This is a genomic window from Enterobacter cloacae complex sp. ECL72 (genome assembly GCF_019056635.1).
In the GTDB taxonomy this organism is placed as follows: domain Bacteria; phylum Pseudomonadota; class Gammaproteobacteria; order Enterobacterales; family Enterobacteriaceae; genus Enterobacter; species Enterobacter hormaechei_C.
On sequence record NZ_CP077659.1, the window covers coordinates 3,599,998 to 3,612,622 of the forward strand.

Below are 12,625 nucleotides of genomic sequence, written 5' to 3' on the forward strand. Positions count from 1 at the left end.
CTTACGCTCCGGATAGTTTTCTGAAGAGAGAACGCACCCATTCGCGGTGCAGACTCAGCGAACGTCCCATCACCACCACAACCAGCAGCGCCCCTGACAGCGCGCTCGACACCTGGTTGGGGATGCCGACCATCTGTAAACCCTGTTGCAGGTACCCCACCAGCAGCGCCGCCAGCGCCGTACCGACAACCGAACCTGACCCGCCGTAGATATTTGCCCCGCCGAGTACGGCGGCGGTGAGCGCGGGCATGAGTAAATCGCGCCCCAGATCCGAGCGCGCGGAACCGAAATAGGAAACCATCACCAGCGCGGCAACCGCCGAGGCTACCCCCACCAGGCCGTACAGCGCGTACGGCATGCCGTTCACCGACAGCGCCGCATAGCGCGCCGCGCGCGGATTCTGGCCGATTAAAAACAGATGCCGACCAAAGCGCCCGCGGTGGGTAATCAGCCAGAAGAAAGCGGTAATCACCGCGAACAGCACCAGCGGGATCGGCAGGCCCACCACCGTGAGGTTAGTGAAGGTGGTAAAGCTGTCCGGGAAGCCGCCGATCCCCTCGTAGCCCGTCGCCCCCGCCATGCCGGAGAGCAGCAGCGCCCCGCCGCCGTAGAGGTAGAGCGTGCCGAGGGTAATGACCAACGGGCTGATGCCGGTGTAGTGGATCAGCGCCGCATTCACCAGCCCGCACAGCAGGCCGAGCAGCAGCGTCAGAGGGATGGCAACCGCCATCGGCCACCCTGCCTGCATCATCACCCCCAGCGCGATGGCGCACAGGCCGATGGTTGAGCCGAGGGAAATATCGATCCCGCCGCTGATAATCACCAGCGTAAGCGGCAGCGCCACGATGCCAATGCAGATAAAGTCGCTGGTGCTGAACAGCAGCATGTTGATATCAAGCATGCGCGGGTTGATGGCGCCGAAGAGCAGGATCTCCAGCACCAGTAAAATCAGCAGCGCGCTTTCCCAGTTAAGCCTCATTTACGCCACCTCTTTTTTGCGTTTGGGAAACGGGGTAACGTGCTTTCCCCCTTTGTTACCCGGCTGGAAACGGCTGTATTTCAGCGCCCGCTGATGCCGTGAGAGCGCCTGACGCAGCCGCCCGTCGAGCACCAGCACACCCAGCAGCACCAGCCCGGCGATAAAGTCGTTCCACCACGCCGGGAGCCTGAACAGCACCAGCACGGTATCGATTTGGGTGAGGAAGAACGCGCCGAGGAAGGCGCCGACCAGCGTGCCGGTGCCGCCCAGCAGCGAGATGCCACCGAGCACGCAGGCGGCGATGGCCTTCATCTCCAGCCCGCTGCCGGTCTGGTTCGGCACGAAGCCAATCTGTGAGGCAAACACAATCCCGGCGCAGGCCGCCAGCATGCCGTTGAGGGTAAAGGCGATCATGCGGGTGCGGTTCACCGCCACGCCCAGCTGGCGCGCGGCGGCGAGGTTATCCCCCACGGCGTAAAAATCACGTCCAAAGGCGGTGCGCGACAGCGTCCACGCGCCGATGGCCGCGATAATCAACACCAGCATGCCGAGCGGCGAAATGCCGACGGCGGCGGGCTCAGAGAGAGATTTCAGCCCCGGCGGCAGCCCTTCTATCCACTTCCCGCCGGTCCACAGCAGCATCGCCCCACGATACAGCCCCAGCGTGCCGAGGGTGGCGACAATCGCCGGAATGCGCAGGCCCACCACCAGAAAACCGTTGAACGCCCCCGCCAGCGCGCCAATCGACAGCGCGAAGAGAATGGAAACGGGCAGGCTGTAGCCGCTGTTCAGCGCCACGCCGACGGCGATCGCCGAAAGCCCGACGGTGGAGCCGACGGAGACGTCAATATTGCGGGTCAGCATCACCAGCGCCGCGCCGATAGCCAGCAGGATCAGGATCTGCGAGCTGGCGAAGATCATCCCCAGCGTCTGTAAGCTCAGGTAGGACGGGTTCAGCGCCACCAGCACGGCGAACAGCGCCAGAATGGAGAGAAACGCGCTCAGCTCGCGGTTTTTCAGTAAGATCTTCATGATTGCCCTCCAAACGCCAGCGCCATCATCCGGTCGAGGCTGACGGCGTGGCGCGGCAGCTCGCCGCTGAGCACGCCCTGATGCATTACCAGCACCCGATCCGCGAGGCCGGGAAACTCATCGAGATCGCTTGAGATCATCAGCACCGCCACGTTCTGCGCCGCCACGCTTTTCAGCAGCTGATAAATATCAGCGCGCGCCGATACGTCCACGCCGCGCGTCGGTTCATCGACGATCAGCAGCAGCGGATTGGCCTCCAGACAGCGCGCCAGCAGCACCTTCTGCTGATTACCACCGGAGAGCGTGCGCACGGTTTGATCCGCATGGTTGAGCTTGATCCCCAGCGCCCGGTGATAGCGTTCCACTACCCCAGACTCCCGCTTTCGCTGCTGCCAGAGCGACGGCTCGTTCAGCGCCACGGTGTTCCAGCGGATCGGCGCGTCGAGAAACAGGCCGGACACCTGCCTGTCTTCCGGCAGATAGACCAGCCCTTTTTGCAGGCGTGAACTGACCGGATCGGCGGTGATCTCCTGGCTCTCCAGCCACACCCGCCCGCCGCGAACCGGACGCAGGCCGTAGAGCGTTTCGGCAAACTCGGTGCGCCCGGACCCCACCAGCCCGGCCAGACCGACAATCTCCCCGGCGTAAATCTCAAGGCTGAGATCGATAAAGCCCTCCCCGGTGAGCGCTTCCACGCGCAGCACGGGAAAATCCTGCGCCTGGGTGCGGCGGTTGCCCGGCAGCGCCAGCCACAGCTTTTGCGTATCGCTCAGGGATGTCTCCCGGCTTACCGGCGTCATGGCGGCGATCAGGGCGTTATCGTCAAAATGCGCAGTTTCGCCGCTGAGCACCACCGCGCCGTCGCGCATCACTGAGACGTGACTCGCCAGCTGTCTAATCTCCGGCAGCTTATGCGAGATAAAAACAATCCCGACGCCAAGATCCTGCAAGGCGCGGATCTGGCGAAACAGCCGTTCGGTTTCACCGGGCGTCAGCGAGGCCGTGGGTTCATCAAGGATCAGAATTCTGGCGTTGCGCATCAGCCCGCGCAGGATCTCCACCATCTGCTGGTCCGCCACCTCGAGGGTGCTGGCGGTAGCGTCGAGGTTAAGCTGGCATTGCAGCTGCCGGAGTTTTTCCGCCAGGCGTTTTTCCCGATCGCGCTCTCGCGGCAGACGAAACAGGATGTTTTCCCGCACCGTCAGGTTGGGAAATAGCAGCGGCTCCTGCGGCACCAGATAAATGCCTAACCTGTGCGCCTGCGCCGGGGTAAGCCGTGCAAAAGACTCACCCGCCACCGAAAGTTCACCGCTATCCGGGGTTTCTACCCCGGCGATGATCTTCATCAGCGTCGATTTTCCCGCGCCGTTACCGCCCATCAGCGCATGCACCTGCCCCGCAAGCAGCGTGAAATCAATGCCTTTTAAGACCGGTACGCCTGAAAACTGCTTGCTGATATCACGCGCGTCGAGAAGTGGTGTCATCATCGCTCCGCTATTGAACAAATGATTTTTAGATTTAATAATGTTCAAAAGCGTAGACGGTGAACTATATTTACAACCGTGCAGGGATCACAGTTTTATCGATTGAGATTCAGATAAAGCGGAAACGATCGAAAAGATCCGTTTTGTCGCGTGGCTCACATTTTCACGTCGCACCATCACGAACATATGATCTAAATTTTTATAAGAGTTCAATTATGAGCGATAAACGCACTGCGGAAGAAGGACGGTTTGCCGGGCTGGCACTGGCGGAAGAGGAGCTGGTGGCGCGCGTGGCCTGGTGCTACTACCACGACGGGCTGACCCAGAACGACATCGGCGAACGGCTCGGGCTGCCGCGCCTGAAGATCTCCCGCCTGCTGGAGAAAGGCCGTCAGTCCGGGGTGATCCGCGTGCAGATCAACTCCCGCTACGAGGGCTGCCTGGCGCTGGAAACCGAGCTGCAACAACGATTTGGCCTGAAGCTGGTGCGCGTGATGCCCGCCCTGAATACGCCGCCGATGAACGTGCGGCTGGGCATTGGCGCGGCACAGTCGCTGATGGGCGTACTGCAACCCGGCCAGCTGTTAGCGGTGGGCTTCGGTGAAACCACCATGAGCAGTCTGCAACACTTAAGCGGCTTTATCAGCTCGCAGCAGATCCGCCTGGTGACGCTCTCCGGCGGCGTCGGGCCGTATATGACCGGTATCGGCCAGCTGGATGCAGCCTGTAGCGTCAGCATGATCCCCGGCCCGCTTCGCGTGTCATCCGCTGAAGTCGCCGGGATCTTAAAGCGCGAAACCAGCGTGCGGGACGTGATCCTCGCCGCCACCGCGGCTGACGTGGCGGTGGTCGGGATTGGCTCGGTAAACCAGCGCCGTGACGCGACGATACTGCGCTCCGGCTATATCAGCGAAGGTGAACAGCTGATGTACGCCCGTAAAGGCGCGGTGGGCGATATCCTTGGCTATTTCCTTAATGCCGAAGGGGAATGCGTTGAGGAGCTGGAGATCCACAAAGAATTACTGGGCGTCACGCTCGATGAACTGGCGCAGCTGCCCACCATCGTAGGCGTGGCCGGAGGGGAAGAGAAAGCCGATGCGATTTATGCCGCACTAAAAGGTCGCCGTATTAATGGCCTGGTGACGGAAGAGACGACAGCCCGCGCGGTGCTGGCTCTGGCCGGATAAGAGCAGCCCTGCGCCTGACACGAGGCAAGCTCATGAGTTACCTTTTAGCGTTAGATGCAGGGACAGGCAGCGTTCGCGCCGTGATTTTTGATTTACAGGGCAACCAGATTGCCGTTGGCCAGGCCGAGTGGAAGCACCTGAGCGTGGAGAACGTGCCGGGCTCGATGGAGTTCGACCTCGACACCAACTGGCGGCTGGCCTGCCGGTGTATTCATCAGGCGCTGGAGCGCGCACGCCTGAGCGCGGCGGATATTCAGTCCGTCGCCTGCTGCTCGATGCGCGAAGGGATTGTGCTGTACGACCGCAACGGCGAGGCTATCTGGGCCTGCGCCAACGTCGACGCCCGCGCCAGCCGCGAGGTGGCTGAACTCAAAGAGATCCACGACTACCGGTTTGAATCCGAAGTGTATGATGTTTCCGGCCAGACGCTTGCCCTCAGCGCCATGCCGCGCCTGCTGTGGCTGGCGCACCATCGTCCGGATATTTATCGTAAAGCCGCCACCATCACCATGATCAGCGACTGGATGGCGGCGAAGCTCTCCGGTGAGCTGGCGGTCGATCCGTCCAATGCGGGCACCACCGGCATGCTGGATCTCTTCTCCCGCGACTGGCGTCCGGCGCTGCTCGACATGGCCGGGCTGCGCGCCGATATCCTCTCCCCGGTGAAAGAGACCGGCACCGTGCTGGGCGCTGTCACCAAAGAGGCCGCGCAGCAGAGCGGCCTGCGCGAAGGCACGCCGGTGGTGATGGGCGGCGGCGACGTGCAGCTGGGCTGTCTGGGGCTGGGCGTGGTCCGCGCCGGACAAACGGCGGTTCTCGGCGGCACCTTCTGGCAGCAGGTGGTGAATCTGCCGCAGGTGCGCACCGACCCTGAGATGAACATCCGCGTAAACCCGCACGTCATCCCCGGCATGGCGCAGGCGGAGTCGATCAGCTTCTTTACCGGGCTAACCATGCGCTGGTTCCGCGACGCCTTCTGCGCCGAAGAGAAGCTGATTGCCGAACGAATGGGAATGGACACCTACTCCCTGCTCGAAGAGATGGCGAGCCGCGTCCCGGCGGGCTCCCACGGCGTAATGCCGATCTTCTCCGACGCGATGCATTTTAAGCAGTGGTATCACGCAGCGCCGTCGTTTATTAACCTCTCCATCGACCCGGAAAAGTGCAACAAAGCGACGCTGTTCCGCGCGCTGGAAGAGAACGCGGCCATCGTCTCGGCCTGCAACCTGGCGCAGATTTCGCGCTTCTCCGGCGTGACGTTTGAGTGCCTGGTGTTTGCGGGCGGCGGGGCCAAAGGCGCCCTGTGGAGCCAGATTTTAAGCGACGTTACCGGGCTGCCGGTGCGCGTGCCGGAAGTGAAGGAAGCGACGGCGCTGGGTTGCGCGATTGCGGCAGGTGCTGGCGCGGGGTTGTTTGCGGATATGGATTCGACGGGCGAGCGGCTGGTGAAGTGGAGCCGCGAGTTCACGCCGAACCCGCAGCACCGCGAGCTGTACGACGGCATGATGCAAAAATGGCAGGCAGTGTACGCCGACCAGCTCGGGCTGGTGGACAGCGGGCTGACCACGTCGATGTGGCAGGCGCCGGGGCTGGTGCGGGCATCCCCCTCACCCCGGCCCTCTCCCTAAGGGAGAGAGAGATTAAGTCCCCTCTCCCTGTGGGAGAGGGTTAGGGTGAGGGCATCAGGCCACACCAATATTTGAATCCCATCACAATCACCACACTCCCCTTTTCCCTTTTCCTCGCGACTGGCTAAATTAGTAACTCATCCGACCACATAACAATAATTTTACATTGGAAGAGAGTATGAGCCGCTACCCGTCGTTATTCGCCCCTCTCGATCTGGGGTTCACCACCCTCAAAAACCGCGTGCTGATGGGCTCGATGCACACCGGGCTGGAGGAGCGTCCGGACGGGGCTGAACGTCTGGCAGCCTTCTATGCCGAGCGCGCGCGCCACGGGGTGGCGCTGATTGTCACCGGCGGCGTAGCCCCTGCCCCTTCCGGGGTGACGATGGAGGGCGGCGCAGTGTTGAACGATGCGTCACAGCTGCCGCATCACCGCATTGTAACCGACGCGGTCCACAGCGAGGGCGGCAAAATCGCCCTGCAAATTCTGCATACTGGACGCTACAGCTATCAGCCGAACCTGGTTGCCCCCTCGGCTATTCAGGCGCCGATTAACCGCTTTACTCCCCATGCCCTCAGCCACGACGAGATCCTGGCCCTGATTGACGACTTCGCCCGCTGCGCGGCGCTGGCGCGGGAAGCGGGCTACGACGGGGTGGAGGTGATGGGCTCGGAAGGGTATCTGATCAACGAATTCCTCGCCGCACGCACCAACCAGCGCGACGACGAATGGGGTGGCGACTATGCCCGCCGGATGCGTTTTGCCGTGGAGGTGGTGCGTGCGGTGCGTGAACGTGCGGGTGCGGATTTTATTATCATCTTCCGCCTGTCGATGCTTGACCTGGTGGAGGGCGGCGGCACCTTCGACGAAACCGTGCAGCTGGCGCAGGCGATTGAAGCCGCTGGCGCCACCATCATCAACACCGGGATTGGCTGGCACGAAGCGCGCATCCCGACCATCGCTACGCCGGTGCCGCGCGCGGCGTTCAGCTGGGTAACGCGCAAGCTGAAAGGCATAGTCTCCGTTCCACTGGTCACCACCAACCGCATTAACGATCCGCAGGTGGCGGAGGATGTGATCTCACGCGGCGATGCCGATATGGTATCGATGGCGCGCCCGTTCCTCGCGGATGCCGAACTGCTCTCCAAAGCGCAAAGCGGCCGTGCGGACGAGATTAATACCTGCATTGGCTGCAACCAGGCGTGTCTGGATCAGATCTTCGTCGGCAAGGTCACCTCCTGCCTCGTTAACCCCCGCGCCTGCCATGAAACCAAAATGCCGATCGTTCCTGCGGTCAACAAGAAGCGTCTGGCCGTGGTGGGTGCAGGGCCGGCGGGCCTGGCGTTTGCAGTCAATGCCGCCTCGCGCGGGCACAGCGTGACGCTGTTTGATGCGCTGGCGGAAATCGGCGGGCAGTTTACTATCGCCAGACAGATCCCCGGCAAAGAGGAGTTCTACGAAACGCTGCGCTATTACCGCCGGATGATCGAGGTGACGGGCGTCGATCTGCGGCTTAAACAGTTTGTCAGCGCGGCGGATCTGATCGGTTTCGACGAGGTGATCCTCGCGAGTGGGATCGCCCCGCGCACGCCTGCGATCGAAGGCATCGATCATCCGAAGGTATTGAGCTATCTGGATGTATTAAGGGACAAAGCGCCGGTTGGCGAGAAGGTGGCGATCATCGGCTGCGGCGGGATCGGTTTTGATACCGCGATGTATTTAAGCCAGCCGGGCGAAGCCACCAGCCAGAACATCGCTGAGTTCTGCGTGGAATGGGGCATTGATACCAGCCTCAGTCAGTCCGGTGGTTTACGCCCGGAAGGTCCGCAGCTGCCGAAAAGCCCGCGTCAGATTGTGATGCTCCAGCGTAAAGCCAGCAAGCCGGGTGAAGGTCTGGGAAAAACCACGGGCTGGATCCACCGCGCCACCCTGCTCTCACGCGGGGTGAAGATGATCCCGGGGGTGAGCTACCAGAAGATCGACGACGACGGGCTGCACGTGCTGATCGGCGGCGAACCGCAACTGCTGCGCGTGGATCATGTGATTTTGTGCGCCGGGCAGGAGCCGAAGCGGGATCTGGCGGATCCGCTGCGTGAGGCGGGAAAAACGGTGCATTTGATCGGCGGGTGCGATGTGGCGATGGAGCTGGATGCGCGGCGGGCAATTGCGCAGGGGACGAAGTTAGCTCTGGCGATCTAGGGCATTGCCGGGCGGCGCTTCGCTTGCCCGGCCTACGGGTTCGAGGCCATTGTAGGCCCGGTAAGCGAAGCGCCACCGGGCATCAGGCCGCACATACCCAATCTTACCGACGACGCCCCAGCTTCACCGATTTCAGCACCACGAATTTGTTATTGGTGGCAATGGTGACGCAGTTGCCGAAAATCTTCTTCAGCTTGTGGAAGTAGTCCAGGTGGCGGTTGGCCACGATATACAGCTCGCCGTTGATTTTCAGGCAGCGGCGCGCGTGGTGGAACATCTCCCACGCGACGTTATCCGTCAGGGCGTGCTTCTGGTGGAATGGCGGGTTACAGAATACCGCGTTGAAGCGGAAAGGCTCTACGCCCGACAGCGCGTTATTGATCATAAACTCGCAGCGATCCAGTGCCTCCGGCAGGTTGGTTTCCACGTTCAGACGGCTGGAGGCCACCGCCATCGGCGATTCGTCGCTGAACACCACGCTGGCCTCCGGGTTCTTCGCCAGCAGCGTCAGGCCAATCACGCCATTACCGCAGCCGAGATCAACGATTTCCCCTTCCAGGTTTTCCGGCAGATGTTCCATAAAGAAGCGTGCGCCGATATCCAGACCGGTACGGGAGAAAACGTTCGCGTGGTTGTGGATGGTCCAGTCGGTGCCTTCCAGCTTCCAGCTCAGCGTCTCCGGCGCGTCGGCCAGCGCCGGTGCGCTGAAGGTACAGTTGATCAGGCGCGCTTTTTTCCAGGCAAGCGTCGTGGTGGTCGGGCCGAGCACTTTCTCGAACAATTCCAGCGTCGAGGTGTGAATATCGCGCGCTTTGGCACCCGCGATAATACGCGTATCCGGCGTCACGACCTTACGCAGCGCGCGAAGCTGCTGCTCCAGCAGCGCCATGGTTTTGGGCACTTTAATCAGCACCACGCCCGGCGCCTGCGGGTAGTCCGCGGTGCTGTCGAGGAACTTCACGCTGGATTCTTCGATATCGTTGTGACGCAGGTTTTCACGCGTCGCCAGCTCGCTTAAGTAAGAATCGCCGATACTGTAAGGCGCATGTTCCGCCAGCGCGCAGGCCAGCGCGCCAAACGCGTCATTCAGGATCAGAACCGGGCCGCTGATTTCAGTCCCATCCAACTGTTGCAGCAGATATTCATCCGCCGCTTCCCACGCCTGAAGCGGGTTAACGTCGTCCGTTTCCGGGAAACGTTTAAGGTTGAGTGAACGGAAACCGTTGTCTAAGTGGCTCATCGGCCCTCCTGAATGGTAAAATTTGGCGTATCCCTGAAAAGGGTGCGTGAGTATACCCGTTTTCACACTATTTTGGGGTTTTGATGAACCAGCTGACTTATCTCCAGGACTATCCGGAGCATTTACTTTCCCAGGTTCGTGACCTGATTGCCGCGGGAAAGCTCGGCGCGGTGCTGGAAAAACGCTACCCGGGCACGCATGATTTCGCGACTGACAAAGCCCTCTGGCAGTATACGCAGGATCTGAAAAACCAGTATCTTAAGAGCGCCCCGCCGATCAACAAGGTGATGTACGACAATAAGATCCACGTGCTGAAAAACGCGCTCGGCCTGCATACCGCCATCTCCCGCGTACAGGGCGGCAAGCTGAAGGCCAAAGCGGAGATCCGCGTCGCGACCGTCTTTCGCAATGCGCCGGAAGCCTTTCTGCGGATGATCGTGGTGCACGAGCTGGCGCACCTGAAAGAGAAAGAGCACGACAAAGCGTTCTACTCCCTGTGCTGCCATATGGAGCCGCAGTACCACCAGCTGGAGTTTGATACCCGTTTGTGGCTGACGCATTTATCGTTAAAGAGTAATGCGCAGTAGCGCACGCGAAATGTCATGATGACGTGCTACAGTGGCTTTAGGTTCCCTGCTACGGAGTACGTAACCGTTTATGATACGTTTCGCAGTCATCGGTACGAACTGGATCACGCGCCAGTTCGTCGACGCCGCCCACGAAACCGGCAAATATAAGCTCACCGCAGTCTATTCCCGCAGCCTTGAGCAGGCGCAGAGTTTTGCGAATGACTACCTGGTTGAACATCTGTTCACCTCGCTCGATGAGATGGCGCAAAGCGACGCCATTGACGCGGTCTATATCGCCAGCCCGAATTCTCTGCACTTCCCGCAAACGAAGCTGTTCCTCAGCCACAAAAAGCATGTGATCTGCGAGAAGCCGCTCGCCTCGAATATTGAGGAAGTGGAAGCCGCCATTGCGCTTGCCCGCGAAAACCAGGTGGTACTGTTTGAAGCGTTCAAAACCGCCAGCCTGCCGAACTTCCTGCTGTTGCAGCAATCGCTGCCGAAAATTGGCAAAGTGCGTAAAGCCTTTATCAACTACTGCCAGTATTCCTCGCGCTACCAGCGCTACCTGGACGGCGAAAACCCGAACACCTTTAACCCGGCATTCTCGAATGGCTCGATTATGGATATCGGTTTTTACTGCCTGGCCTCTGCGGTCGCCCTGTGGGGTGAACCGCACGGCGTAACCGCCACCGCCAGCCTGCTGGAAAGCGGCGTGGATGCACACGGCGTTGTGGTGCTGGACTACGGTGATTTTAGCGTGACGTTGCAGCACTCGAAGGTCAGTGACTCCGTACTGCCAAGCGAAATTCAGGGCGAAGACGGCTCGCTGGTGATCGAAAAAATCTCCGAATGCCAGAAGCTAAGCATCGTTCCCCGCGGCGGCAAAGCGCAGGAGCTGACGCAGCCTCAGCATATTAACACTATGCTCTATGAGGCAGAGGTCTTCGCCCGTCTGGTAGAAGACAACGAAGTGAACCACCCGGGGCTGGCGATCAGCCGCACCACGGCGAAGCTGCAAACGGAGATCCGCCGACAGACTGGCGTGATCTTCCCCGCAGACGGCGTGAATGTGGAAGCCGTCGCGTAAAACTGTGTAATGAAATCGTGCAGACCATTGACGAAACCGATGGTCTGACATAATTTGTTACCTGCAAAGGGGGAGTAACTTCTTCGCCGGTGGATCGTCATTACGATGCGTGCAAAACCGCATCCGGTCGCCGGGCAACCTTCGTGGTTGTAAGTGAGACCTTGCCGGAAGGCGAGGTCTATGCATAAAAAGCTAACGGCTATCGTCTTCTGACCATGGCCGTTTTTGTTTTTTATGTGTAAGGAAAATAGTATGCATTCTGTCGGCACTCCAATGCTGTGGGGCGGATTCGCGGTTGTCGTGCTCATCATGCTGGCAATCGACCTCTTTTTTGCAGGGTCGTCGCGGCGAGCACGGCATGAGCGTCAAGCACGCCGCCGTCTGGTCGCTGGTATGGGTTACCCTCTCACTCCTCTTCTGCGCCGCCTTCTGGTGGTATCTGGCCTCAACCGAAGGCCGCGCGGTGGCCGATCCTCAGGCACTCGCCTTCCTCACCGGCTATCTGATTGAAAAAGCGCTGGCGGTTGATAACGTCTTCGTCTGGCTGATGCTGTTCAGCTACTTCGCCGTGCCTGCGGCTCTGCAACGTCGCGTGCTGGTGTACGGCGTGCTGGGCGCTATTGTCCTGCGTACCATCATGATCTTCGCCGGTAGCTGGCTGATTACCCAGTTCGAATGGCTGCTGTATGTATTTGGCGCGTTCCTGCTGTTCACCGGGGTAAAAATGGCGCTGGCGAAAGAAGACGATACCGGGATCGGTGATAAGCCGCTGGTGAAGTGGATCCGGGGTCATCTGCGCATGACGGACAAGATCGAGAGCGAGCATTTCTTCGTGCGTAAGAACGGCCTGCTGTTCGCCACCCCGCTGCTGCTGGTGCTGATTCTGGTCGAACTGAGCGACGTGATTTTCGCGGTGGACAGTATCCCGGCTATCTTCGCGGTCACTACCGACCCGTTCATCGTGCTGACCTCAAACCTGTTCGCCATCCTCGGCCTGCGTGCGATGTACTTCCTGCTGGCGGGTGCGGCAGAGCGCTTCTCAATGCTGAAGTACGGTCTGTCGGTGATTCTGGTGTTTATCGGTATCAAGATGCTGATCGTCGATTTCTACCATATTCCGATCGCCATTTCGCTCGGCGTGGTGTTTGGCATTCTGCTGGTGACGCTGATTATCAATACCTGGGTTAACCGCCAGCACGATAAGAAGCAGCAGGCTTAG

9 protein-coding genes and 1 pseudogene are annotated in these 12,625 nt (G+C 60.3%); 6 read left to right on the forward strand and 4 right to left on the reverse strand.

The annotated features are described in order from the left end of the window. Position 1: 1 nt before the first annotated feature. Genes lsrD through lsrA form a run of 3 tightly spaced genes read right to left on the reverse strand, consistent with a single transcriptional unit; the run spans position 2 to position 3,495 of the window. On the reverse strand, positions 2-979 hold the full coding sequence (gene lsrD, locus KTH07_RS17390; protein ID WP_023304471.1) for an autoinducer 2 ABC transporter permease LsrD: 978 nt from the start codon (positions 977-979) through the stop codon (positions 2-4). Next, positions 980-2,011: an autoinducer 2 ABC transporter permease LsrC gene (gene lsrC, locus KTH07_RS17395; protein ID WP_017382418.1), complete on the reverse strand. Its 1,032-nt coding sequence runs from the start codon at positions 2,009-2,011 to the stop codon at positions 980-982. Then, a complete protein-coding gene (gene lsrA, locus KTH07_RS17400) occupies positions 2,008-3,495 on the reverse strand; it encodes an autoinducer 2 ABC transporter ATP-binding protein LsrA (RefSeq protein WP_063162064.1) in 1,488 nt (495 codons plus the stop codon). The genes lsrC and lsrA overlap by 4 nt, the downstream gene beginning before the upstream one ends. Positions 3,496-3,710: 215 nt before the next feature. On the opposite strand from lsrA, the gene lsrR reads away from it, so the two are divergent. The 3 genes from lsrR to KTH07_RS17415 all read left to right on the forward strand — a co-directional run bounded on the left by lsrR (position 3,711) and on the right by KTH07_RS17415 (position 8,510). Further along, on the forward strand, positions 3,711-4,682 hold the full coding sequence (gene lsrR, locus KTH07_RS17405) for a transcriptional regulator LsrR (protein WP_217310803.1): 972 nt from the start codon (positions 3,711-3,713) through the stop codon (positions 4,680-4,682). Between the two features lie 32 nt (positions 4,683-4,714). Then, positions 4,715-6,310 carry an autoinducer-2 kinase gene (lsrK, locus tag KTH07_RS17410; protein WP_017694294.1) on the forward strand — a complete coding sequence of 532 codons (1,596 nt, stop codon included), beginning with the start codon at positions 4,715-4,717 and terminating at the stop codon, positions 6,308-6,310. Positions 6,311-6,488: 178 nt separating this feature from the next. After that, entirely contained in the window at positions 6,489-8,510 is a 2,022-nt protein-coding gene (locus KTH07_RS17415; protein WP_023304473.1) for an NADPH-dependent 2,4-dienoyl-CoA reductase, read from the forward strand. 103 nt (positions 8,511-8,613) lie between these two features. Here KTH07_RS17415 and rlmG read toward each other — a convergent pair whose 3' ends face one another. After that, complete coding sequence (gene rlmG / locus KTH07_RS17420; RefSeq protein WP_015571936.1) at positions 8,614-9,750, reverse strand: 23S rRNA (guanine(1835)-N(2))-methyltransferase RlmG; 1,137 nt, start codon at positions 9,748-9,750, stop codon at positions 8,614-8,616. 83 nt (positions 9,751-9,833) lie between these two features. Here rlmG and KTH07_RS17425 point away from each other — a divergent pair, with 83 nt between their 5' ends. The 3 genes and pseudogenes from KTH07_RS17425 (at position 9,834) to KTH07_RS17435 (ending at position 12,625) form a co-directional block, all read left to right on the forward strand. Continuing rightward, complete coding sequence (locus KTH07_RS17425; RefSeq protein ID WP_017382423.1) at positions 9,834-10,337, forward strand: YgjP-like metallopeptidase domain-containing protein; 504 nt, start codon at positions 9,834-9,836, stop codon at positions 10,335-10,337. 70 nt (positions 10,338-10,407) lie between these two features. Continuing rightward, the gene (locus tag KTH07_RS17430; RefSeq protein ID WP_003862623.1) at positions 10,408-11,406 is read left to right on the forward strand and encodes a Gfo/Idh/MocA family protein; all 999 of its coding nucleotides are present in this window, start codon (positions 10,408-10,410) and stop codon (positions 11,404-11,406) included. Between the two features lie 252 nt (positions 11,407-11,658). Next, positions 11,659-12,625 (forward strand): annotated as a pseudogene (locus tag KTH07_RS17435) (TerC family protein).

What these genes read in the sequence shown, in the direction of transcription:
- lsrD (WP_023304471.1), bottom strand. Translation starts at nt 979, where the DNA reads ATGAGGCTTAACTGGGAAAGCGCGCTGCTGATTTTACTGGTGCTGGAG.
- lsrC (WP_017382418.1), bottom strand. Translation starts at nt 2,011, where the DNA reads ATGAAGATCTTACTGAAAAACCGCGAGCTGAGCGCGTTTCTCTCCATT.
- lsrA (WP_063162064.1), bottom strand. Translation starts at nt 3,495, where the DNA reads ATGACACCACTTCTCGACGCGCGTGATATCAGCAAGCAGTTTTCAGGC.
- lsrR (WP_217310803.1), top strand. Translation starts at nt 3,711, where the DNA reads ATGAGCGATAAACGCACTGCGGAAGAAGGACGGTTTGCCGGGCTGGCA.
- lsrK (WP_017694294.1), top strand. Translation starts at nt 4,715, where the DNA reads ATGAGTTACCTTTTAGCGTTAGATGCAGGGACAGGCAGCGTTCGCGCC.
- KTH07_RS17415 (WP_023304473.1), top strand. Translation starts at nt 6,489, where the DNA reads ATGAGCCGCTACCCGTCGTTATTCGCCCCTCTCGATCTGGGGTTCACC.
- rlmG (WP_015571936.1), bottom strand. Translation starts at nt 9,750, where the DNA reads ATGAGCCACTTAGACAACGGTTTCCGTTCACTCAACCTTAAACGTTTC.
- KTH07_RS17425 (WP_017382423.1), top strand. Translation starts at nt 9,834, where the DNA reads ATGAACCAGCTGACTTATCTCCAGGACTATCCGGAGCATTTACTTTCC.
- KTH07_RS17430 (WP_003862623.1), top strand. Translation starts at nt 10,408, where the DNA reads ATGATACGTTTCGCAGTCATCGGTACGAACTGGATCACGCGCCAGTTC.